The organism is Methanobacterium sp. CWC-01 (genome assembly GCF_030323845.1).
In the GTDB taxonomy this organism is placed as follows: domain Archaea; phylum Methanobacteriota; class Methanobacteria; order Methanobacteriales; family Methanobacteriaceae; genus Methanobacterium; species Methanobacterium aridiramus.
In genome coordinates this window covers 978806-1001187 of record NZ_CP040735.1, presented here as the reverse complement: position 1 = coordinate 1001187, position 22382 = coordinate 978806, and the positions used below count along the sequence as shown (strand labels likewise).

Here is a 22382-nt window from a genome sequence, read left to right as displayed (position 1 = left end):
GGAATCAAAATGTCACTAATAATTAACAGCACCACCCCGGAGGGAATTGTCCTGGCCGCTGACAGCCGCCAGTCCTATCGTAACATGAAGGGCATGGCCCGGGTTGGGAGTGATACCGCCTCCAAACTATTCCAAATAAATAACCGGATTGGTGTGGGCGCGGCAGGACTGGCCTTTTTGCCTGAAGGAGCTGTAGTTAAAAATGTGAGCCATTTCATCGAAGAATATAAGCGCGACCCAGAAGTAGAGGGATTAGAGGTTGAAGAAACAGCACAGGGATTGTACGACCTTTTCAACCAGAGATACAAGTGGAAAACGCAGCTTAACGAACTGGAAAGTAAAATCGCCCACGATTTGCACTCCAAGGGGCTGCGTATCCTGAATGTCCAGAAAATGGACAACCAAGTCAAATTCACTTACCAGAACTCCCAAGGCGTAGTGGAAGATATTACCGCTGCTTTAGACCCCATAGAACTATTAGTAGCAGGTTATAATGCCGATGGATCTCACCAGGTATTCAGCTGCCGCATACCCGGCCCTATACAGAAATTGCGGGACAGTTACCAGCTGGATAAGCAGTACGGCAGTTCCTGGATTGGGCAGGGCGACGTTGTCACCCGGATCGTGCTGGGCTTCGATGGGCGTATTGCCAATGTAGACTTCATGAAAGAGATGTTCCAAAGCCGGGGTGAAGCTGAGGTTCAAAGACAGCTCCAGGGCCTGGAGTACGCCATCCAGTGGGGGGCCATGAGCCTTCAGGATGCCGTTGATTTCTCAACCCTGATGATCCAGACCACCAGCGCCATGCAACGCTTCTCCGACGGTATAAACGCCGACCCGGGGGATATGCCAGGTGTGGGTGGACCCATTGATGTGGCGGTGATAACCCCCGACCAGGGTTTCGTGTGGATAAAGAAGAAGCGGCTCAGATATGGGGATAACGAAGTGGATCTGGAATAATATAATAATTAACACTGAACATATCCTAGAAAAAACCAGTGATAGGCGAGAGAAGTGAACAGAAGAAAACACATTTTCCTGGACGAAAAAACAAAGATCGAACGAATGGAAAATAAAATCAAGAAATACGAAAAATACAAGCCTTATCATGAAAAAACAGTTGAAGAAGACTTCCGTTTAAAAGAAAAGGTGGCCATGCTGAGTATAGTGGCCAGTAATTTCATGATGACCGGCCACAGCCCCACTCTTGTCTTAACCAAAAGGGAAGATGGAGATGAGGTTATGTTACCGGTGGGAGGAGGACAAAAGGATAGGGCCCGAGAGATAATATCCAAAATTGATTTCAGAAAACTCTATCGGGGAGGAAAGGGTAGACAAACCGGCCCCCTGATGATCATAACTGCCATATGTATGTACGTTATGAGGCAAGATAACCCCCGAAGGGGTGACATTAAATATTCCAACAAATTTATTAGGAAAGTAGGAGTTAACAAGGAGATTTATCAACATATTAGTCAAAAACTGGATTCTTACCAGGAAACATGATATCTGATAGGTCGCTCTATATAGTGATAAGAAAAAAATCGACTTATTTTTCCAAATTAATCTATAAAGTTATAATTTTTCCATAATTATATGGATAAGATACGGATAAGTAAATGCTATTTAGTTAACTATTTTTTACCCCCACATGACATTAAGCCTAACATTAAGCCTATTTTTAAAAAATTAGACCAAATTTATGGCATTTAAAGCATTCAAGCCATTTATTAAAAATTAGCCGGCTGTAGATGCTATTTATGCTAATTTCGAGCGGGCCCTTGGAAGGTTGTATAGTCACCAAAGGAATTATACCCCTTAATCATTAAAGGAATAATTGTATGAAAACTGAATTGGAAATAAATTCAGAAGAATTTAAAGGCCCTCTTAACATTCCTCTAACTGTTAATAGTGGCCAAACTTCTCAACCAGCCTGGAAAGAAGATGATAATTATTTTCAGGAGTTGGTTTTAATAAATGGCGCCCCCTGCCTGCTTGAAGTTGCCCACCAACCCGGCGCCAAACGACCAGTTGAAGTAAGAGCCTCATTTTCATATAAAATTACAGAGAACCAGATAAAACTCAAAGTAATGGAGATATTCGACTTAAACTTTGATTTAAATAACTTTTATCAATTTTTAAGGAATGATCCTGTTCTAACACCCACCATCGATTTTTGCCATGGCCTGAGACTCTTCAAAGCCCATGATCCCTTTGAATGTATTATTTCTTCCATATCTTCGGCAAACTGTTCTATCATACGCTGGACCCGTTCCATCCAGGATATAAAGCACCAATGGGGACAGGGTTATCATTTTAGTTCTGGAAATTTCTACACCTTTCCCTCCCCCGAAATCCTGGCCACTGTTCCAGAACACGATTTGGAAGAAATGCAAAGATGTGAAGATGAATTACCAGATGATTTCGTGTTTAAGAATAATCTACAGGCCTGCGGAGTGGGCTATCGGGCCAAGTATATTACTCAGGCCGCGCAGATAGTGCAGGATAAGATGAGCCTGGAAAAGCTGGCCAAAATGAGATATGAAGATGCATTTCACACTGTCCTGGAACTTCCGGGAGTGGGACCCAAAGTAGCTGACTGCATCCTACTTTATGGTTTTGGTATGGGAGAAGCATTCCCGGTGGATGTGTGGATTAAACGTATCGTAGAACATCTCTATTTTCCGGGTAAGGAACTAAAACCACATGAAGTGCGAGAATTCGGTAGAGAAGAGTTTGGTGATTACGCTGGTTACGTGCAGCTCTACCTATTCCATTACGCGCGTAAATCTGGACTTTTAGATTCTCTACGGCCTACCAAGAAGTGATAGCATGGGAGAATTTTCAAAAACCCTGGAAGATTTTCAGAAATCTGCAGGGAGGGATTATAGGAAATTAATGAACAGCCTCGAGGAAGATCACTGCTGGAAGTGTCCTATGCATTCCACCAGTAACCAAGCTAACTGTAAAGAAGTGCACGCCTGGTTAAAGATACAGAAAGCCCTGGAAGAAGGAGTTTGGGAAAATATCAGAGAAAATCGCTCTGAAGATGAATTAGAGGCCATTACTGCTAGATTCCTGGAAAAAAGATTTAAAAAAGAAAACCGGCATCAAGACGAAACGCTTATAATAATTAAGACCAAGAATGGGTTCCCTCCTGATATTCCAGAAAACAGTGCCCTGCTCATTAAACCCCAGCCTCAAAAGGTTAAAAAAGGTGATCTGGTCCTCATACCACTTGAAATGCCCTGTCCGGTTTCCTGGTTTTTTAAGGCAGGGCTGTGCGCCGGAGTACCTTTTCGGGTGGCTCGTGCGGGCAAAGTTTATCATCGGGGGGCGTTATGGTACTTGAAAACCGTTGAGGGCTTGGAAATTCCAGTGCCTTTCATACTAGGGGTGGTGTTACAGGTTCTGGATAAGAAACTCCAATTTTGAATTTCCCGAATCTATAGCCTTAGTTGGAGGATTAACCGGCCCCATCGAAGCTAATCGGTTCCCGTGAATAAACATTAATTATCAATCCACCCTAAAAGAAATTAAATAATAACCGGGACGATCCAGACATGAAAGGAAGGATTCAAAAAGAAAAACATGTAGAAATTGAGGTTCAGGAGAAACTGGATTACTTAAAAAGTCGGGTTAAAGATTTAAGTCCTGATTCCTCATTAAAGGAAGTTTCAGATCTGTTCCTGGAGGTGGTTACCCAGTTAACCCATAGTCCCCATGGTTATATGGCCTTCGTGGATCCTAAAAATGGAGATAGTGTGGGAATATCTTTTTCACATTTAACCGATTCCTGTCAAATTTATGAAAAAATAGGAGAAGCCAGATTCAAAGTATTGAATGATGGAAGCTATGGCGGTCTTTTGGGCTATTCTCTGGATACTGGACAGTCTATTTACACCAATGATCCTGCCCATCACCCGGCGGCCCATGGTCTGCCACCACTCCATGAGCCGGTAGCTCGATTCCTTTCGGTTCCAGTTTTAGATGGGGAGGAGGTGCTGGGCCAGATTGTGCTGGGCAACTCGGCAGTGGACTATGATAAATCCCAGGTGCGAATTGCCGAACAGGTAGCAGAATTATATGCCCTGGTGCTTAAAAAGCTGCTGTGAGAATTTGATATCTTATTTTAAAAAGAAGAACCATAAGGCCGCTATTATTACCAGACCAACCAAGGTAATGAGTATAACTTTCCTTAGCATCCTGCTCTTCTTAGGGTCTACCAGTGACTGGCGGAATATGTCAAATAGTACCAACAGGCACATGATAATGATTATAATCTGGGGAGTGTTACCGGACCAGGCGTTAAAGAGGTTACCTATTACCACGGTTCCCATTATAAATATTACGTAGATTATGATGTTGCCATAACTTTCCAGATAATTAATGGCTTCCTTTTTCATTGGAATACCCTATATCCCGACTCCTATATGTATATTTTCCCCCAGAGGATATTCTTAGTCATTCCAGTTCCCGATGGACCTACCTTGAGGTCAGGAAAATTAGATAAGATATCTTAAGAACTATATAGCTGATAGACGTGTTAATCCTATTCCTGCCACAGTTATTTAGAAAAGAAAATTAAAAAAGAGTGTATAGTTGAATCATTAAACCTTCACCTTTGGCTGCTGGTTTATTATTCATCATACACGGTGACTTTGCGCATTACATCACCGGCTTTGATGGTGTTAACTACATCCATACCCTTTACCACCTTCCCAAACACAGTGTGCACCCCGTCCAGATGGGGTTGTGGGCTGTGGGTAATGAAGAACTGGCTACCACCAGTGTCTTTACCGGCGTGGGCCATAGATAAAGCCCCAGTACCGTGTTTATGGGGATTAATTTCACATTTAATGGTGTAACCTGGACCTCCCGTACCATCACCCTTGGGACAGCCGCCCTGGATGACAAAATCTGGGATAACCCGGTGGAAGGTTAATCCATCATAGTAACCAGATTTTGCCAGCTTTTCAAAGTTAGCAACGGTGTTCGGAGCTTCTTTATCAAAAAGGGTTAGTTCAATGTCTCCTTTATCAGTTTCAATCCTTGCTTTTTTCATGATATCACCATCCTTAAGTTATAAGTCCTGATGTAATAAACCTGATGTAGTTAAAGATCTGGATCTAAATTTACCATTAAAGAAATACCTTTCCAGAACAAAAATTATCCATAAAAACACCTATTACATAAAAATTGTGCTTTAAATTTGATTGAAATCATGAGGGCCCTTTACCATGAAGGCCATGAGTAAAGCCAGAATACCGGCCACTACCCAGGAAACTCCGGATAGGATCAGGCCCTGGAAGAAATTGTATAAACCCAGTGCGAAAAGAGCCAGAGAACAGCCCAGTATTATGATCTTGCGTAGTTTAAAGCCTTTTACTGGCCTTCCCAGTTGTTTGAAGATGGCTAAAAAGAAGATTGCTATTATTATCCAGGTTATGCCCATGGAAAAGAGGCCAGTGATGGCACTGTATATTCCCATGATCAGCAGGAAGGCCACTCCCGCGTAGATGATCGTTTCTTTGGGTTCCATGGCCATCCATGGGTTTCGCCACTATTTAATGGTTCCTCCTAGAAGGGAGTAGAGATTATTGGACAGATCGTTGAGACCCTAGTCTGAAAATATTATAAAGTACACGGTTTAATAAGAAGATAGGAGATTGTAGATTTTTTAGAGGTGAAGAAATGAACACTAGTGAAATCATGGGCCTGGATAAAGAATATGTCATGCAGACCTACGGAAGGCAACCAATAGCCCTAAAGAAAGGCAGGGGAGCCGTAGTATGGGATGTTGAAGGCCGTTCTTACATTGACTGCGTGGCTGGTATTGCCGTGAACAACTTGGGTCATGCCCATCCTCGCCTGGTGGAGGCCATAACTCGCCAGGCAGGAAAATTGATCCACACCTCCAATCTTTATTATACCGAGGAACAGGTTAAGCTATCAGAGCGTCTCGCCCAGATTTCGCCCCACGGTAAGGCCTTTTTCTGCAACAGTGGAGCCGAAGCCAACGAAGGCGCCATTAAACTGGCCCGCAAATATACCGGGAAGGGTGAGATAATTACCATGAAAAACAGTTTCCACGGACGCACCATCACCACCATTACCGCCACTGGTCAGGAAAAGTACCAGAAAGGTTTCGGACCCCTAACTCCTGGTTTCAAACATGTGCCCTACGCTGATGTGAATGCAGTTGCGGAGGCCATAACCACCGATACCGCCGCCGTGCTGGTGGAGCCGGTTCAGGGCGAGGGCGGAGTTATAGTGCCACCGAACGGTTATCTGGAAGAATTAAAAAAGTTATGCCATGAAAAGGGCGTGCTGCTAATATTTGACGAAGTGCAGACCGGCTTCGGACGTACCGGGGAGATGTTCGCCAGCCAAACCTTCAAGGTGGCTCCTGACATCACCACCCTGGCCAAGGCCATCGCCGGAGGATTCCCCATGGGTGCCGTGCTGGCCAGTGCCGAAGTGGGCAGTGCATTTCAACCAGGAGACCATGCTGCTACCTTCGGAGGAGGACCACTGGCTTGTGCTGCAGCATTGGCATCTATAGAAACCATTGAATGCGAAGGATTGCTTCGGAAATCCAGAGAATATGGTAAGTACTTCCATGATGGCCTCTGCCAGCTTCGGGAAGAACATGGTATCGTGGAGGATGTTCGGGGTGTGGGTATGATGCTGGGAATGGAATTAAGTATGCCCTGCGCTAACATCGTCAATGAGATGCGGGAGAAAGGGGTACTAGTGAATTGTGCAGCCGATGTGGTGTTAAGGTTCGTTCCTCCCCTGGTTATCACCAGAGAAGAAATTGATACCGTTATAAATATTCTGGATGAGATTTTAGCCCGTATATCAGATTAATCTCCGTCTATTATGCTCTTCCACCAAACTTATTCTTTTTTAGCACTCTTTTTGTTGAACAAAATTTTGCTATTTCCCTGGGAAGTCAGGGTTATTTAATTTCGAACCCATAACCCCCATCTTTTTATAGTAAAACAGTAATAAACCTATTACATTATTTATCTTTTATTTGGAGGATTATTATGAACCTGCACTATCAAACCAATGACAAAGGACACTTGGCCATTGGCGGAGCAGATGCTCTGGATCTGGCCCAGGAATACGGTACACCCTTATATGTGGTGGATGAGATGAGGGTGAGGGAGAACTATCGCCGCGTTTACCAGGCCTTCTCCCAGGAGTATAAAAAATTCCAAATATTCTACGCTGCCAAGGCCAACACCAACCTGGCGGTTATGCGGATTTTAGAAGAAGAAGGCAGCGGTATTGATGCCGTGTCCCCGGGAGAAATTTACACTTCTCTGCTGGCCGGATTTGAACCGGAAAGAATTCTCTATACTGGGAATAACATTACAACAACAGAATTAGAGTTTGCTTTAAAGTCTGGTGTTAGAATCAATGTGGACAGTGTCTCCCAGCTGCAGAGGTTAGCAGAGCTTCCCAGAAGTGATGGACTTAAAATATCCTTCCGGGTGAATCCTATGGTAGGGGCTGGTCACCATGACCATTGCATCACCGGTGGAGAACTATCCAAGTTCGGAATAATGGAACATGAAGCGGTTGATGTGTACAATATGGCCCTTGATTTAGGATTCCGTCCAGTGGGAATTCACACTCACATTGGGAGCGGAATTCTGGATCCGGAGCCATTTAAACTGGCGGTTAAGGTATTGATGGATGTGGCCGGCCAAGTTCATGGTGAAACTGGAGTCAACTTTGAATTCATAGATTTCGGGGGAGGCCTGGGAATTCCTTACACCCCAGACGAACCTCAACTGGAGATTGAAACTTTCGCCAGGGAAATTACCAGGTTATTCAAGGAAAAAATCTACGAATATGGTTTGAATAATCCCACCCTGTGCATAGAACCTGGCCGATACATTGTCGGAGACGCATCATACCTCTTAACACGAGTTAACACTGTTAAACAAAGTTACAGGAAGTTTGTGGGAGTGGATGCAGGATTTAACACCTTACTTCGACCCACCATGTACGGCAGCTACCACCATATCCTGGTGGGAGATAAACCTGAAGCTAGAGCCCAGGAAAATTTAGATGTAGCCGGGAACATCTGCGAATCCGGAGATCTCTTTGCCCGTGAGCGTCCCCTACCTAAGATTAAAGAAGGCGACGTCCTGGCCATAATGAATGCTGGGGCATATGCATTCTCCATGGCCAGTCAGTACAACAGTAGACCGCGGCCAGCAGAAGTCTTGGTGAGAAAGGGAGAAGTAGATATTATAAGAGAAAGAGAAACCTTCGCAGACCTTTTATCCAAACAAAATCTACCGGTGAGGCTTCTAAAATGACCACTAAAAATATCATTCTCTTCTCCAAGATGCATGGTCTGGGCAACGACTACGTGGTCATTAATGAATCAGAAGAGACGCTAATCCCTGAAGATAAAAAACCAATCGTGGTAGAACAGCTTTGTAGAAGAGGTTTCTCAATTGGAGCAGATGGGGTGATCTTCGTATCACCTTCTGAGATGGCACAGATAAGATTTCGTATATTCAACGCTGATGGCAGTGAAGCCGAGATGTGTGGTAACGGAATCCGTTGCTTCGCCAAGTTCATCTACGAAAACCACGTCGTGGAACAGGAAACCATAAAGGTGGAAACTCTGGGTGGAATTAAAACACTGGAGCTTAATGTACTGGAGGGTGAAGTAATCTCCACTAGGGTGGATATGGGCCTGGCCAGCTTCCTGGCCCAAGAAATACCCATGATCACCGATAAAGAGGAATTTCTGGACGAAGAACTGGATGTGGATGGAAAAAAATTCGCCCTAACCACAGTCAATGTAGGTAACCCCCATGCTGTGATATTCACCGATGATTTGAATGATGTGGCCCTGGAGGAAGTGGGGCCACTTCTAGAAAACCACTCCGCCTTCCCGGAACGTATTAATGTACATTTTGTGCGGATCATCAGTCCTTGTGAGGTGGAAATGATAACTTGGGAGAGAGGAGCGGGTTTTACCCTGGCCTGCGGTACCGGAGCAACTTCAGTGGCTCTTTCCGGTTACCGGTTGGGACAACTGGACCATGACGTCCTAGTACATCTGCCTGGCGGAGACCTGGAGATTAGTGTCTATCAAGTGGATGGTAATTTAGGCGCCTTTATGGAAGGTGACGCCACCATGGTCTTTGAGGGAATTATTGAGATAGACTTTTAGTCAGATAGAAAATAAAAAACCTATTTTCAAAGAAAAGCGTGGGATAAGTCGAGGACAAACCATCCCCTTCTCACCTGCATCTTCCTCATAGCATGCCCCTATTATTTGGTGAAGAAGACGCACTCCCGTCGTAATTTAAGAAGCTCTTTTTTGTGATTCTCCAAGTCATCGATGTTGTGCAACAATTGATCTAGCTTGCCCTGTATGCACTGCACAGTTTGGTCCTGGTGTATCCACCGGCACCCTTCACAACTCCAAACTTGCTTTTCTTTTATCCACCGGCCGCCGGTGCTGGAGTCGCCGCAGGGGTAAAAGGGACAGTAACAGAAGGTGCAGTTTTGGGGATGCTGGTGGCAGGGGTAGTATTCACAGGATAGATTGGCTCCTTCCACTCCTTCACCCGCCAAATATTTCTCATAAAAATCTGAAGCCAAGGGATGAATGGGGTGGGGTATGTGGTAACCGCGGGGAGTTACCATTTTACCATCCTGAAGGTAGGTGAAGGTATTGCCCACCAGGATGGTGGTGGACATATCCACATCCTCCAGAGAAAGCTGCTCCAAGGTGGTAACATTGACTTCCGGGCCATTTTCTCCGGTTTTGACCGTTCCCACCGGAGTTTCAGCCTTCCGAATATCCATTAAAATCTGATACGCCTCTTGCAGGGGAATTGTTCGGCGTTTACCGCGAGGATTATAGAAAACAATTATTAAATCCGCCTCGGCAGCCTTCCTGGTCTTTCTTTTTATCTCAGAAATAGGAGTTAAAATATCGCTTAAGCTAATAACAGCAAAATCGTGTAGTGGAGCACCTAACAGTGCGGCGGTGTAGGTTGCTGCCGTGACCCCAGGAACCACCTCCACCTTCACATCCTCATATTTGCCTAGAACCTGGTAGAGCACGTTAGCCATGCCATACACTCCCGGGTCACCGCTACTAACAAGCGCAACCTTTTTCCCCCGGCGTGAATGGGAAATGGCCAGTTCCACCCTTTCCAGTTCCTGGCCCATGCCCCGGGCTATTACCTGTTTTCCTTCGGTCAGATCGCGGATCTGCTTCAAATAGCCTCCGTAACCAATGACCACATCAGCGTCCTGGAGGATCTTTAGAGCCCGAATGGTCATGTCATCACGTCGAGGTCCTATTCCAACCACATATATCATGATTCAATCTCTTAAGATTAGGTCAATTTCAATTATAAATTAAAACTGGTTAAATGGTGTGTTTAACTGGTTCTATTGTTATTGTAGAGCTTTCTGGTGCTGGTAACTTGAATGCTGTTTACATCGATGGTAATTCCACTGGTTTTTTCGGTGGCCGTGGCCGTGGCCGTTACACTGTACGTTTCCTGGGGTGAAATAACAATTTGCCCCCCACTGCTGTTGCCTGTGCCTCCACCGGACTGTACGTCCTTATAAAGCATGGCAGTTATGTTGACCAGGATGGTGTTATTATCATTGCTCTGGATGGTGTAAGCTACCAAGGTGTCCATATTAATACCATCCATCCCCGCCTTGGTTTTAAGAGCTTCACCTACTTCTTCTTTATTCAGGATATCCAGGGCTTCTTTATTATCCAGAGAGCTATCTCCAAAATTAAAAATGGATGATATGGCGTCAATCTGCATTCCGATGAGTTTGTTTATGTCTGGTGCATTTCCAGTTACTATAGTGTAGGAACTAAAAAGTCCTGCTTCAAAAAACAGGAAAAAGAATCCTAGGAAGAGTAAAGCTTTAACTAGTGGGGACAAAATATCACCTAAATAAAATATGTTGAATAGTTCTATTATTTCCTCCTTTTATATAAAGAGTATATCACCCAATCGTTTTCGTGAATTCTCAAAGGGTTCGGAATAGATCCAAGTGCAGGTTCAGATTTCCAAAAAATGTATATCTTCTTTTCTCCAATTCTAATCTAATTCAAATATTCCCTTTTTAGGTTAACCCATGACAAGTGATCTGATCCTTAAATTTGCTGATGCGGAAATTCTGCTGGATGATGCTGCTTACCGTAAAATAAACAGCCACAATGATAGTAAAGAACTGGCAGACTCTCTTATTAATGATTTGGTTAATAATGGTGATTCCATATTTCTTTTAACCGGAGAAATGGTGGATGAATTTCTGGAAGATCTGGAAGAGAAGGACGGTTTAAGGGAACCCATCCGGCAGAGCAAACTTCTGCCCCAGGAATTTGATTTTCAAATTTTACAGGACGCCAGTAAGAAGTCCTACACCAATGGCGAAATTAAAGACTTTTCTTCCTACTTTGCCAATCGCTATCATAAGATCTGGCAGATGCTCACCAGGAAACAAGAGCTTAAAAATGCCCAGCCCATTAAAAATGCCCAGAGAAGTGAAGATGTGGTGGAAGTGGTGGGAATGGTGAACGACATCCGTTACACCAAGAAAAACCATAAATTCATGGAAATCGAGGACGAAACTGGTACCATGTCTCTTTTGGTCCATAACGATAACCACCAACTCTATGAGGATGCCGAGCGCATTGTTAAAGATCAAGTGGTGGGAGTGGTCGGTAGTAGGAAAGGGAGTTTGCTGATGGCCAGCCAGATCATAAATCCAGGAGTGCCCAGAATTGATGAGAAGCAGATGAATTTTTCAGCTGTATTCCTCTCCGACACCCATATCGGTAGTTCAACTTTCCTGGAAAAAGCATTCCAGAGATTTATAATGTGGATGAATGGGGACTACGGAGATGAACTGCAACGCGAAATTGCTAACGATGTGAAGTACTTGGTAATTGCCGGGGATATAGTGGATGGAATTGGAGTTTATCCTGGTCAGGATAAAGAATTGAACATCAAAGACATATACCAGCAGTATGAAGAGGCCGCCCGCCTACTGGGAGATGTAACCAACGTTAAAATCATTATTGCTCCGGGAAACCACGATGCCTGCCGGTTGGCTGAACCACAACCCGCACTCCCGGAAGAGTATGCCAAGGACTTGTATCAGATGAATAATGTGGAATTTGTCAGTAACCCTTCTCTGATTAGTATGGATGGGATTAAAACATTGATATACCATGGTAGAAGCTTTGATGACTTGGCCATGACGGTTAAGGGACTTAGCCATCAGAATTCAGATATTATAATGAAGGAACTTTTGGAAAAACGTCACTTAGCACCCATATATGGTGAAAGGACACCTCTAGCCTCGGAAATTGAAGATCACTTAGTCATAGAGGACGTGCCTGACGTATTTCATACCGGTCATGTCCATATAAATAGTTACAAGAAATACAAGGGAATTCACCTTATCAACAGTGGAACCTTCCAATCCCAGACCGAGTTTCAGAAGATATATAACATCGTGCCTACCTGCGCCCAGGTACCTGTGCTTAATCGTGGATCCATGAAGCTTCTTAAGTTTAATTAGGTTTATTCATAACTTAGGATCAAAAACTATTAAATCATACGCTTTAATCATTTAATGATTATTTAACGAATTATACATATTTAATAATGAATCTCCGGGTTTTAGAGTGACCAATCATGTATCAGATTAAAATGAAAGTTGCAGAAACTTCTCAGCACATATATAAGCAAGGACTGTCCCCGGGTAAGTCCGGGAACGTGAGCATGAAAAAGGATGATTTAGTAGCCATAACTCCCACGAAAACTTCTTTAAAAGATGTTGGGAGCGAATCTGTGGCTCTAGTTGGTCTGGATGGAAAAATTCTAACTGAAGGAGTGATTCCCTCATCAGAGTTGGAACTGCACCTGATGATCTACCAGGAACGGGATGATGTGGAAGGAATAGTCCACACCCACTCCCCATATGCTACTGGATTTGCACTGGCTGGAAAGAAAATTAATCGTCTAGAAGGATTGGGAGCAGTGAACAAATCATACTTGGAGATGGTGGATTATGCTCCGCCGGGAAGTTCAAAACTAGCCCAACTGGTAAAAAATGGTATTAAGAAAGAAGATATTCTGATAATGAAGGCTCATGGGGTGGTTTCAGTAGGGCCCTCCATCCATGAAGCAGTTCTAATGGCAGAATGGGTGGAAAAAACTGCTAAAACGTTGTTTGTTGCCCAGATTCTAAAAAATAATGGAAATATTTAGTGAAAAAGAAAAAATTCACAGCATTTATTTTATTTAAGAAAATTAGTTTTATTTAAGAAAAATTAGTAGCTTTTATCTTGTAAGAAATATTTAAATATTTTTTAATGTCTTATAGATTCAAGCTCACTTAAAACTTCCCAAATAAGTGTTCGAGCATGTATGGGGATGTTAGGGTCGTTGCTGATTTCATCCAGTATCGAAATAACTGTACTGGCCCTGATGGATGGTTCATCATCATCTGCTGCCAATAAATCTCTTGATTCTTCGGCAGCTCTTCGGATGTTGCGAGGTACACTAGTATCCTCCATTATATGTTGTAAAATCTGATTACAACGTTCAAAAGCTTCGGTAGTCATAAATTTAGCCTCCTCTTAATTAGAATAAAATCAGATAAAAAGCTGTTTAATGAACTTTATGTCTTCTGTTTTAAAAAGGTTTTGGTATGTGAAGGGTAAAAAAGGGTTTAAAAAAAGTCTTCATTCATTAAAAGTTCATATACTGGTTTAATAACTCTAAGACTTTTAATACAACCTTCCAGAGACTGCTACCGCAACTGAAACTCCATTTTTACTTGTTTTACTTAGTATCAGTCTCGAAGAATCTCCAGCAGTGATTAGGGCAGACGGTTCTGCCACTCCCACAACTCCAAATTTTTTCTCAACCAAGATAGAAGGTTTAAGATCCGGATGGATGTAAACTTCAAGGGCATCGACGGAAACTACCTCAACTGGTATTCCAAGACTCCATGCGGCTTCAATAATACCTTCCTCATCTTTTTTCATTTCTCCAGTAGAAATAATATCTAAACGATCCACAGGGATCTTTAAAAGAGCGGCAGCCTCTTCTAAACAGTTCAAAACTTGTTTATCGGAAACTCCCCTTCGGCTTCCCACACCAGCTACCAAAGGTAGAGGGTTTAAAATCAAACTTATCTCTTCAAAATCAACACGTATATGATTATCATCCCAATAATGAAATTTATACGTATTACGGGCAATTTCATTCTCTTCAACAAAATCATAACGAGTGGGAAGATATAAATCCAGGATTTGTCCATCGGTTATGGCCCGGTTAAGAGCTTTAACGGTGTTAAGATTACTAAGTGAAAGCCAATACTTACGGGCCAGTGCATCCACACCCATCTTTTTTGAAACATCAGTAGAGGTGGTTATCACGGGATTGGCATCTAATGCCTGGGAAACTTTGAGGGTGTAATCATTGGCTCCGCCCAAATGACCTGATAAAAGGCTAATAACATGTTTTCCATTATCATCAATTACCAGGAATGCTGGATCTGTTTCTTTACTTTTTATTAAATTACAAATGGTCCTTATAACTATTCCAGTAGCCATTATAGCTATGATACAGTCATAGTCATCGTATATCTTCATAAATGTGTCTTTCACATCACCCACATAACGATCAACTTGTATGACAGTGGGATCCTCTGATAGTTTATGACTTAATTTATCAGCTAAGATAACCCCATTTTTGGTGATGCTAACAATGGCAAATCTCATGTATCTTATCTCCTAATGGACTTGTAGTTCTTCTGTAACATTTTTTAATTGTCAATCAATTTTTGTATCAATCAAATTTGTCCCAACAATTAAAGTGGCATGTATTTCTATTTCAATTAGGTTCTTATTTATCCCACTTTTTAGATAATTGTAATTGTTAGATAGAAAATTAGGTAGATGGTGAAGCAAAGCAGCAGGAACAGTGCAATGGTAATTTTTGTAAGGAAAATGGCTTTTCCTATCATTTTATTATCTAAATGATTTTTACTATCTAAATGATCTACAGATTTTCCCAAAACATAAATCCCTGGTTTTTCAAGTTGCACATTCAAAGCTCCAGCTGCTGCTGCCATTGGGTATCCAGAGTTAGGACTGGGAGTCTTTTTGGCATCACGTTTCATTATTTTCCATGAATTCTTCCAGGCTAGGCCACCAATTGCAGCGGCCATTATCACCATGAGGCCAGTGATGCGTGATGGTAAAAAATTTATGATATCATCTAACTTGGCCGGGAAATACCCGATAGTCTTGTATTTATCGTTATTATATCCAACCATGGCATCTAGAGTGTTAACCACACGGTAGAAAACCCCAATAAGGATGGGTAGTATAAGGAGTGTGAATGAGTACCATGAATTGGTAAATGGATTGGTGACTTCAAAAAACCAGTTCAAACCATTTAAATTCAAACCATTTAAAGAGTTTAGGAGAAAATTTTGGCTTACATCCACACCATAAAGGAATGTAACCAATATTCCAGCCAGTAATATGTAGAATATTGGTGCGGTGACCGAATCATTAATATTTTCAGTGATGCTTTCCACCGTAGCTGAGGCTAATTCATTTTTTGAAAGGGTTTCAGTGTCTCTACTCACTAGATACGAAACCAGTTCACGAGCTTTGTCAACATTCCCTTCTAACTCATTTTGTATTTCGCTGGCAGTTCGGTATAGTCCTTTTATGGCAAATATAGTTGATAATAGAAGGGCTGATACTATGATGAACACAATATGGGAAAAACTTGCTAAAACAAGCAGGAAATAGAATATAATCACGAAAATTGAAATGGTGATGGACGTCAGTACCAGACCTGATATTTTACTATCCCATCTTGTTAAACGGACTGAAAAGTGATCTATAGCCTTTCCCATCCACACTACGGGATGTATTGGTGCAGGGACTTCTCCCCACAAGATATCTATCATGAGTGATAATATTAATAGGAACAATAGATTAAGCATAGTTTTTACACCGTATAAGGAATTATAAGCAATGTTTCTATTTAAGTTTTCATTTTATGATTCTGATTTTCATTTGATAGACATCAATTTCAAGTGTAAAAAAAATATAAGCAAAGATTTTAGCGCTGTTATTATAGTCTTTTAAAGATCAGTAGGTTGCGGATTGCTTCTCAATAAAGTCCAATACGTGTTGGTTTCTAGCATAGGGTTTGAGAGGTAGGTTTCAAGTGTAAATTAATATTTTCATCAGGTGCAAGACGGATATGAGAGATACGTTTCAAGTGAAAACCTAAAAAAATAGTCATAATAATAAAGAGAGGTGCATTTCCACTGTAACATGAAAAAAGGTGTAATAGAATAAATCTAGAGATAGAGATATATTTCCACTGTAAAAAATATTAGACATAATTAGAATATAATAAATTTATAATAAAAATTATTACATATGTGTTGTTATACAAATTTAATAATAACTTTTTAAAAGACTTTAAAAAGTTAATAAAAGAATTTTAAGAATTAATATAAACATTGTGATTATTTTGTTTGTTTATAATGTGATATTTCATTTAATTATTCAATTATAAGATTATACTCACCAAATTCGTTTTTACTTAAAATTTATGATTTAACTAAAAATATTTTATTAATTTTTATTATTAATTTTTACAATCAGAAAATTTACAGTTGAAATGCATGTCTTTCTCTCCTGTTTCCAGATGATGTTTGTATTTTTACAGTTGAAATGCATGTCTTACTCCTACACCATTAACTGAATCTTTCAATTTTTACAGTTGAAATGCATGTCTTACTCCTACACCATTAACTGAATCTTTCAATTTTTACAGTTGAAATGCATGTCTAAGTCATGTATTTCCAGCCCATAACTTATTTTTACAGTGGAAATGCACCTCTCTCATACTAATCTATATATGGTATGGTGAAGTTACACTTGAAACGCACCTTATACTATAGGTCGGGGGATAATGTTTTCTGAAAATGGGTCTTTATTTAATTGTTAATGGCTTTAATCAGTTTATTTTTCCCCTATCAAAGTTAATATGTTGATATTTGGGATTACCATTCGGCAATATTAACTGGACTTATTATCTGCAAGTGAATGAGATTTCAATATTAATAACCGGTGGTTTGATGAACATTTTTGAAGAATTGGGTGAAAAAAAATCTATTTTTAAATGTAAAAAATATCTTGATCATCGTTTTTTACCGGACTATCTACCACACCGGGATGAACAAATAAAATCTGTGGCTAAGTACTGGATCGAGGCTTTGGGTAATGTAACTCCACCGGATGTGACCATTTATGGCAAAACCGGAACTGGAAAAACTGCAGTGGCTAAATTTGCCAAGAAACAATTGGAACAAGTGGCCCGGGATAAAAATGTTAATGTCCGGGTGGAATACATCCGTTGCACTGATTATACCACTGAATATCAAGTTATTGCTAGATTATGCCAACAGATGGGTCAGGATGTACCCTATCGTGGTTGGACCAAAGCGGAAGTGGTGCATGCCTTCCGCAACCTTTTTAAAAAGAACGTTTTTGGAAAGAATCTTATTCTAATAATTATCCTGGACGAAATTGACATACTCCTCAAAAATGATGGTGATGGCCTTCTTTACACTCTTACCCGAACTGAAAATGTTGCTATAGCTTCTATAAGTAACTACGTCGAATTTAAACAATTCATAAAACCCCGTGTAAAAAGTAGTCTGCGGGATCGGGAGATTGTTTTCCCACCTTATAATGCCCAACAGCTGGTGGACATTCTTGAAGAACGTGCTAAATTATCTTTTAATGAAGGTTCTCTTGAAAATGAGGTCATACCCCTCTGCGCAGCTTTGGCTGCCCGAGAAGAGGGTGATGCCCGTTACGCTTTAGATCTGCTTCGAACCTCTGGTGAACTGGCTGATGAGAAAGGAACCGATATCGTGCATGAAGACTATGTAAGGGAAGCTAAGGATAATATTGAGCATAATAAGGTCACTGACATAGTAATGACCCTTCCCAGTCAGCAACAGAAAGTTCTGGAATCTTTACTATACCTCACCAACCATAAAGAGGAAATTACGAGTGGAAGACTCTATGATGTTTATAAAGACATTACTAAGGGTGATTCTGTTTCCTACCGGCGAATATTTGATTTCATAAATGAACTGGAAATGTTAGGGCTTATATCTACCAAAACGGTTTCCAGAGGGCGGGGTAAAGGCCGGACCAATATAATTGACCTCCAGTGTGACACCCATCTTTTGGAAGATGCCATGTGGCAGTAAAATAAGTCGTAAAATTATATCTTTTGTTTAATCAAAGACTTTAAAAGTGCCATTCGCACTGGCACCCCATAGAATGCTTGCTGGAAGTATTTCCCGTAGGGTGTGTCATCCACATCGGGAGCTATTTCATCAACCCTGGGCAGAGGATGCATCACCATGGCTTCACTATTTTTTAAAAGCTCTTTATCGATGGTGTAAGCCCCCTTAATCTTCAAGTATTCCTGTGGATCTGGAAAACGTTCTTTTTGGATCCTGGTGACGTAGAGAACATCCACATAGGATAAAACATCCCTTATTTCACTGGTCTCCTGGACGGTAACTCCGGCTCCACTCAGATCTTCCATAATCTCCCTGGGCATCTTCAACTCCGGTGGTGATACAAAGCTCATCCGAGCCCCAAACATGGCCAGGGCGTAGGCCAGGGAATGCACCGTTCTCCCATATTTAAGATCACCCACCAGGGCCACATGCAGATCCCTGATCTTACCCAGCAACCTTTTCATGGTGTACAAATCCAGCAAAGTCTGGGTGGGGTGCTGTCCAGCTCCATCTCCAGCATTAATCACCGGCACGTCCACGATATCTGCAGCCAGACGGGCAGTTCCTTCCATATTATGTCGCAGCACCAAAGCATCGGTATATTCACCCACAGTTCGCACCGTGTCGGTAAGTTTTTCACCCTTAGTGGCACTGCTGGTCCTAGCCTCAGCAAAACCAATGGTACTTCCCCCCAGACGTTTCATGGCTGCCTCAAATGATAACCTAGTACGGGTGGATGGCTCATAGAACAGCATACCCAGAAGTTTTCCGGATAAAATATCTGATGATTCCTGGGACCGAGCGATGGGTTCCATCTTCTCAGCAATTCTTAAAATGTAATCAATATCATCCTTACTGAAATCTCTAATGGAAATGATGTCTCTTTGACTGAAAACCATACACTGATCCCCCTTACAAGCTGAAACCTATCCTGGTTATCCTCTTTGTTTATTATCTTAAATAATCATTCTCTTTTCCCTGATTCATAACTTACGGGCAAAGGTTAAATATCCAGTGTGCCCGGTCATCCTTGTTTTAGGACGAGTACCCTTGCTCTTAACTTCCATACCCCTTAAAAGACATTCCATCGTTTCAATATTGGAAAATCCAACCTTTTTAAGCACATGATGCAGGGTCATAATTTGATCCACGAAGGGAGTGTACGTAGCCAGGAATCCACCAGTTTTAATTGCGCTAAAGACATTTTCTGCCACCATCCATGGTTTGGGAAGATCCAAAAACACTAGGTCCAGATCCTTCTCGTCCATCTCCAGCGATAAGTCCTGGCATTTCACCTCCACGTTCTTTAAACCAAATCCCTCGATGTTTCGCTTGGCTATCTCAGCAAAATCTTCTCTTATTTCGTAACTGTATACTTTACCCTCCGGACCCACTACGTTAGCCAGGAAGATGGCGCTCGCTCCAGCTCCGGTACCAGCATCCAGAACCCTACCTCCACATCCAATTCCAGTGTAAGCAGCCATGATCCCCATATCCTTAGGTAGAATTATGGAGCAGCGTCTTTCCATCAATTCTATGTAGTCGTTGATGTTGGCATCTATGACCGTGTATTTCTTTCCCAGATGTGTCTTCAACACATCACCTGAGGCGCTTTTTACTATGTCTTCCTTTTTAATGTAGCCAGCGTCGGTGTGCAGGTCATCAGAACCTACCAGATACTTTCTACCTCTAGAGTCTATTAAAACACGCATGATGATCAAATCCTTGATAAATAATTTATAAGCCTTCTATTTCTTTTTATAAACTGATTCCACTATTTCTCGTATATTTTGGGCAATTTTTTTACCAATACCTTCAACTTTCTGTAAATCTTTGAGACTGGCCTTTATAACCCCTTCCACGCTACCGAATTCTTCCAGTAGCTTACGCGCCGTTACCGGACCCACTTGGGGTAGTGATTCTACTATGAATAGTTGCTGTTCTTCCAGGGTAAGGGGCTTGCGCTCAGTCCTGGTTTGTATTTTACGGGGTCCTTTTTCCATTTCTCTTATTGCTAGTCGCTGGATCATAGCCGCCGTGTCTTCCGGGGATCGGGTGGGGATGATGGGTAGACCAAAGTCCACAGCAAGACTAGCCAGAGCACCCCTGATGGCGTTGGGATGTAAACCGCCGCTGTACAGATCATCTCCTTCCAGGATTACAACTGGCTGCTGGAAGCTTTCCACCATATCTTTAGCCTGTTTGTACAGCCGTTTGTCAATGACCGAGCCAACAAAGTCCCTGGAGCTTTTTCTTTCCACAGCTACCTCATTACCCACTTGGTAATCTGCCACCGAAAGACTGGTGCTTACAACCTTGACCCCTAAACTATGCAATTCCCTGACCACACCGGACTTGACTTCCCGGTGGTCCACATAAACCACTGGCTTTTCCACTTCGGGCACCAGATTTACCTGTTCCGGTCTGATCTCCACCTTTTTTTCATAATCCTGGGAGAGCTGATTTTTCATCCTTTTCTCCTTGTACTGGCTGGAGTAATAATATGACTCGTCACGGGTTCCTTTAGTTATGAGTATTATCATCCTTCCTTTACTTTTCCTACCCGTCCTACCACGTCTCTGAATCATTCTGATTTCAGATGGAACTGGCTCGTAGAGGATTACCAAGTCCACTGAAGGTATGTCTATTCCTTCCTCAGCCACGCTGGTAGAAACCAGTACTTGGTAACTTTTCATACGGAAAGCCTTAATAATCTCCTTCTGTTCTTTCTGGCTTAGTCCTTTTTCTTTCTCCCGGGATGCCTGTCCGAAGAACTTAACCGCTTTAATACCTTCTTCCTGGCATTTGCTGTAAATCTGGTTAACCGTGTCCCGGTACTGACTGAATACAATTATCTGCCTATCCTTTCCTTGTAGCTCTTTTTTAAGGATTTCTATTAACTCCTTCATTTTAGGATGTTCTAGGCCTTGTTCCTGGGCTTTTTTAGTCAAATAAACGGCTGTTTTAAATTCATCATCTTTTAACAAACCTTTAGCTGCTTTGGTATTTTTTTTAGCCAGACGCTGGAAGTATCCGTTTAAATTATGGATACCCTGGGTTTCTAGAAGTTCTAGTGAATGCAGGATACTGAAAACAGCAGTTAACACCGAAATTGCTATTAAACAATCTCTGGGGGGCTTAGCACTGCGAGATATCCTGTTCTGCACTCTGCTGCGAGCCTTTAGAATATCTCGTTTGCTTATCTGGGAAATGGATCTGATGATTCCCATCTTCTTCAAAGCCTTTAACCTTCCTTTCTGCGCAGCTTCCAAATGGCCTTTTATGGCCTTCTGTTCCTTGGTTAGTTCCACGCGGACCCAGTCCACATCTATGGGATTGAAATAAGGCTTTACATCCAAATCGTCCTCATTCTTGACAACCACATTATGTATAAAGAGATTTTCACACACTGCATTTATTTTTTCTTCCTCCCCCCCAGGAGAGGCGGTTAAACCCAGAATCAGGGGATTCTGGGAAGTGGTTTGGTAAATGTTGGCCAGGAATACGTAAGCATAGGATCCTGTCCCCCGGTGGCATTCATCAAAAACTAAGAGGGAAACATTTTCTAGAGAATAACGTCCAGCGATGAGATCAGATTCAATGGTTTGAGGCGTGGCTAAAATTACCTGTGCTTCATTCCAACGTTTGGATCTTTCATTGGGACTCACAGCGCCAGTTAAAACCATGGTGGTGGCCTTTAGAAACAAATGAAAACTTTCTTCATGCTGTACTGCCAGGGGCTTGCTGGGAGCAACTACCAGCACTTTACTGTCAGGAAAGTTCTTCAACCGCTCGGCAGCAACCAATACAGCTATAATAGTCTTTCCCAGAGCAGTAGGAGCCACGATCATGGTGTTACCCTTTCTGAGAACATCGGCAGCCAGAACCTGCTGGTAAAGCCTGGATTCAATCTTCTCGGGGTAGATGAGATGGTGCTCTATCCATTTACTCATGATTATGATTATCAAGCCGATTTCTTATAATGG

General features: G+C 42.1%; 22 protein-coding genes. 11 read left to right on the top strand and 11 right to left on the bottom strand.

What is annotated here, in order from left to right; genetic code table 11:
• Nucleotides 1–9: 9 nt before the first annotated feature.
• The 5 genes from FGU46_RS05325 to FGU46_RS05305 all read left to right on the top strand — a co-directional run bounded on the left by FGU46_RS05325 (nucleotide 10) and on the right by FGU46_RS05305 (nucleotide 4115).
• Nucleotides 10–960, top strand: coding sequence for a hypothetical protein (locus tag FGU46_RS05325; RefSeq protein ID WP_286472390.1), 951 nt, complete (start codon nucleotides 10–12; stop codon nucleotides 958–960).
• A 54-nt stretch (nucleotides 961–1014) separates the two neighbouring features.
• Nucleotides 1015–1506: a hypothetical protein gene (locus tag FGU46_RS05320; RefSeq protein ID WP_286472388.1), complete on the top strand. Its 492-nt coding sequence runs from the start codon at nucleotides 1015–1017 to the stop codon at nucleotides 1504–1506.
• Nucleotides 1507–1841: 335 nt separating this feature from the next.
• A complete protein-coding gene (locus tag FGU46_RS05315; protein WP_286472380.1) occupies nucleotides 1842–2828 on the top strand; it encodes a DNA glycosylase in 987 nt (328 codons plus the stop codon).
• Between the two features lie 4 nt (nucleotides 2829–2832).
• The gene (locus tag FGU46_RS05310; protein WP_286472379.1) at nucleotides 2833–3435 is read left to right on the top strand and encodes a hypothetical protein; all 603 of its coding nucleotides are present in this window, start codon (nucleotides 2833–2835) and stop codon (nucleotides 3433–3435) included.
• 128 nt (nucleotides 3436–3563) lie between these two features.
• The gene (locus tag FGU46_RS05305; RefSeq protein WP_286472377.1) at nucleotides 3564–4115 is read left to right on the top strand and encodes a GAF domain-containing protein; all 552 of its coding nucleotides are present in this window, start codon (nucleotides 3564–3566) and stop codon (nucleotides 4113–4115) included.
• A gap of 12 nt (nucleotides 4116–4127) precedes the next feature.
• Here the strand turns inward: FGU46_RS05305 and FGU46_RS05300 are convergent, their stop codons facing one another.
• The 3 genes from FGU46_RS05300 to FGU46_RS05290 all read right to left on the bottom strand — a co-directional run bounded on the left by FGU46_RS05300 (nucleotide 4128) and on the right by FGU46_RS05290 (nucleotide 5548).
• Entirely contained in the window at nucleotides 4128–4406 is a 279-nt protein-coding gene (locus tag FGU46_RS05300) for a hypothetical protein (RefSeq protein ID WP_286472372.1), read from the bottom strand.
• 233 nt (nucleotides 4407–4639) lie between these two features.
• Nucleotides 4640–5065: a peptidylprolyl isomerase gene (locus tag FGU46_RS05295; RefSeq protein ID WP_286472369.1), complete on the bottom strand. Its 426-nt coding sequence runs from the start codon at nucleotides 5063–5065 to the stop codon at nucleotides 4640–4642.
• Nucleotides 5066–5206: 141 nt separating this feature from the next.
• Nucleotides 5207–5548: a hypothetical protein gene (locus FGU46_RS05290; protein ID WP_286472367.1), complete on the bottom strand. Its 342-nt coding sequence runs from the start codon at nucleotides 5546–5548 to the stop codon at nucleotides 5207–5209.
• A 146-nt stretch (nucleotides 5549–5694) separates the two neighbouring features.
• On the opposite strand from FGU46_RS05290, the gene FGU46_RS05285 reads away from it, so the two are divergent.
• From FGU46_RS05285 to dapF, 3 genes are all read left to right on the top strand, one after another.
• Complete coding sequence (locus FGU46_RS05285) at nucleotides 5695–6873, top strand: acetylornithine transaminase (protein ID WP_286472365.1); 1179 nt, start codon at nucleotides 5695–5697, stop codon at nucleotides 6871–6873.
• A 182-nt stretch (nucleotides 6874–7055) separates the two neighbouring features.
• Complete coding sequence (lysA, locus tag FGU46_RS05280; RefSeq protein ID WP_286472358.1) at nucleotides 7056–8342, top strand: diaminopimelate decarboxylase; 1287 nt, start codon at nucleotides 7056–7058, stop codon at nucleotides 8340–8342.
• A complete protein-coding gene (dapF, locus tag FGU46_RS05275; protein ID WP_286472357.1) occupies nucleotides 8339–9211 on the top strand; it encodes a diaminopimelate epimerase in 873 nt (290 codons plus the stop codon). Before lysA ends, dapF begins: the two co-directional genes overlap by 4 nt.
• A gap of 101 nt (nucleotides 9212–9312) precedes the next feature.
• On the opposite strand, the gene cobJ is transcribed toward dapF, so the two are convergent.
• Together cobJ and FGU46_RS05265 are read right to left on the bottom strand one after the other, a co-directional pair.
• Nucleotides 9313–10374 carry a precorrin-3B C(17)-methyltransferase gene (gene cobJ / locus FGU46_RS05270; protein WP_286478195.1) on the bottom strand — a complete coding sequence of 354 codons (1062 nt, stop codon included), beginning with the start codon at nucleotides 10372–10374 and terminating at the stop codon, nucleotides 9313–9315.
• 62 nt (nucleotides 10375–10436) lie between these two features.
• Nucleotides 10437–10961 carry a hypothetical protein gene (locus FGU46_RS05265; protein WP_286478190.1) on the bottom strand — a complete coding sequence of 175 codons (525 nt, stop codon included), beginning with the start codon at nucleotides 10959–10961 and terminating at the stop codon, nucleotides 10437–10439.
• Nucleotides 10962–11157: 196 nt separating this feature from the next.
• Between FGU46_RS05265 and FGU46_RS05260 the strand changes: the two genes are divergently transcribed.
• Nucleotides 11158–12609 (top strand): DNA-directed DNA polymerase II small subunit, encoded by a 1452-nt coding sequence (locus tag FGU46_RS05260; protein ID WP_286478181.1) that lies wholly within the window; start codon nucleotides 11158–11160, stop codon nucleotides 12607–12609.
• Nucleotides 12610–12740: 131 nt separating this feature from the next.
• The gene (locus FGU46_RS05255) at nucleotides 12741–13301 is read left to right on the top strand and encodes a class II aldolase/adducin family protein (protein WP_286478179.1); all 561 of its coding nucleotides are present in this window, start codon (nucleotides 12741–12743) and stop codon (nucleotides 13299–13301) included.
• 101 nt (nucleotides 13302–13402) lie between these two features.
• Here the strand turns inward: FGU46_RS05255 and FGU46_RS05250 are convergent, their stop codons facing one another.
• The 3 genes from FGU46_RS05250 to FGU46_RS05240 form a co-directional block, all read right to left on the bottom strand.
• Complete coding sequence (locus tag FGU46_RS05250; protein WP_286478173.1) at nucleotides 13403–13657, bottom strand: UPF0147 family protein; 255 nt, start codon at nucleotides 13655–13657, stop codon at nucleotides 13403–13405.
• A gap of 165 nt (nucleotides 13658–13822) precedes the next feature.
• Nucleotides 13823–14821, bottom strand: coding sequence for a cobalt-precorrin 5A hydrolase (locus FGU46_RS05245; protein WP_286478171.1), 999 nt, complete (start codon nucleotides 14819–14821; stop codon nucleotides 13823–13825).
• Between the two features lie 140 nt (nucleotides 14822–14961).
• Nucleotides 14962–16062 (bottom strand): cobalamin biosynthesis protein, encoded by a 1101-nt coding sequence (locus tag FGU46_RS05240; protein ID WP_286478169.1) that lies wholly within the window; start codon nucleotides 16060–16062, stop codon nucleotides 14962–14964.
• 1146 nt (nucleotides 16063–17208) lie between these two features.
• On the opposite strand from FGU46_RS05240, the gene FGU46_RS05235 reads away from it, so the two are divergent.
• Nucleotides 17209–18357 (top strand): orc1/cdc6 family replication initiation protein, encoded by a 1149-nt coding sequence (locus tag FGU46_RS05235; protein ID WP_286478167.1) that lies wholly within the window; start codon nucleotides 17209–17211, stop codon nucleotides 18355–18357.
• 14 nt (nucleotides 18358–18371) lie between these two features.
• Here the strand turns inward: FGU46_RS05235 and pyrB are convergent, their stop codons facing one another.
• The 3 genes from pyrB to FGU46_RS05220 form a co-directional block, all read right to left on the bottom strand.
• Nucleotides 18372–19295: an aspartate carbamoyltransferase gene (gene pyrB / locus FGU46_RS05230; protein WP_286478160.1), complete on the bottom strand. Its 924-nt coding sequence runs from the start codon at nucleotides 19293–19295 to the stop codon at nucleotides 18372–18374.
• 84 nt (nucleotides 19296–19379) lie between these two features.
• Nucleotides 19380–20108 carry a tRNA (adenine-N1)-methyltransferase gene (locus FGU46_RS05225; RefSeq protein ID WP_286478159.1) on the bottom strand — a complete coding sequence of 243 codons (729 nt, stop codon included), beginning with the start codon at nucleotides 20106–20108 and terminating at the stop codon, nucleotides 19380–19382.
• Between the two features lie 36 nt (nucleotides 20109–20144).
• On the bottom strand, nucleotides 20145–22349 hold the full coding sequence (locus FGU46_RS05220; RefSeq protein WP_286478151.1) for a DEAD/DEAH box helicase: 2205 nt from the start codon (nucleotides 22347–22349) through the stop codon (nucleotides 20145–20147).
• Nucleotides 22350–22382: the final 33 nt, after the last annotated feature.

Bases quoted from the DNA above. Each gene is read 5' to 3' on its own strand.
- FGU46_RS05325 (WP_286472390.1), top strand. From the start codon at position 10: ATGTCACTAATAATTAACAGCACCACCCCGGAGGGAATTGTCCTGGCC.
- FGU46_RS05315 (WP_286472380.1), top strand. From the start codon at position 1,842: ATGAAAACTGAATTGGAAATAAATTCAGAAGAATTTAAAGGCCCTCTT.
- FGU46_RS05310 (WP_286472379.1), top strand. From the start codon at position 2,833: ATGGGAGAATTTTCAAAAACCCTGGAAGATTTTCAGAAATCTGCAGGG.
- FGU46_RS05305 (WP_286472377.1), top strand. From the start codon at position 3,564: ATGAAAGGAAGGATTCAAAAAGAAAAACATGTAGAAATTGAGGTTCAG.
- FGU46_RS05300 (WP_286472372.1), bottom strand. From the start codon at position 4,406: ATGAAAAAGGAAGCCATTAATTATCTGGAAAGTTATGGCAACATCATA.
- FGU46_RS05295 (WP_286472369.1), bottom strand. From the start codon at position 5,065: ATGAAAAAAGCAAGGATTGAAACTGATAAAGGAGACATTGAACTAACC.
- FGU46_RS05290 (WP_286472367.1), bottom strand. From the start codon at position 5,548: ATGGCCATGGAACCCAAAGAAACGATCATCTACGCGGGAGTGGCCTTC.
- FGU46_RS05285 (WP_286472365.1), top strand. From the start codon at position 5,695: ATGAACACTAGTGAAATCATGGGCCTGGATAAAGAATATGTCATGCAG.
- lysA (WP_286472358.1), top strand. From the start codon at position 7,056: ATGAACCTGCACTATCAAACCAATGACAAAGGACACTTGGCCATTGGC.
- dapF (WP_286472357.1), top strand. From the start codon at position 8,339: ATGACCACTAAAAATATCATTCTCTTCTCCAAGATGCATGGTCTGGGC.
- cobJ (WP_286478195.1), bottom strand. From the start codon at position 10,374: ATGATATATGTGGTTGGAATAGGACCTCGACGTGATGACATGACCATT.
- FGU46_RS05260 (WP_286478181.1), top strand. From the start codon at position 11,158: ATGACAAGTGATCTGATCCTTAAATTTGCTGATGCGGAAATTCTGCTG.
- FGU46_RS05255 (WP_286478179.1), top strand. From the start codon at position 12,741: ATGAAAGTTGCAGAAACTTCTCAGCACATATATAAGCAAGGACTGTCC.
- FGU46_RS05250 (WP_286478173.1), bottom strand. From the start codon at position 13,657: ATGACTACCGAAGCTTTTGAACGTTGTAATCAGATTTTACAACATATA.
- FGU46_RS05245 (WP_286478171.1), bottom strand. From the start codon at position 14,821: ATGAGATTTGCCATTGTTAGCATCACCAAAAATGGGGTTATCTTAGCT.
- FGU46_RS05240 (WP_286478169.1), bottom strand. From the start codon at position 16,062: ATGCTTAATCTATTGTTCCTATTAATATTATCACTCATGATAGATATC.
- pyrB (WP_286478160.1), bottom strand. From the start codon at position 19,295: ATGGTTTTCAGTCAAAGAGACATCATTTCCATTAGAGATTTCAGTAAG.
- FGU46_RS05225 (WP_286478159.1), bottom strand. From the start codon at position 20,108: ATGCGTGTTTTAATAGACTCTAGAGGTAGAAAGTATCTGGTAGGTTCT.
- FGU46_RS05220 (WP_286478151.1), bottom strand. From the start codon at position 22,349: ATGAGTAAATGGATAGAGCACCATCTCATCTACCCCGAGAAGATTGAA.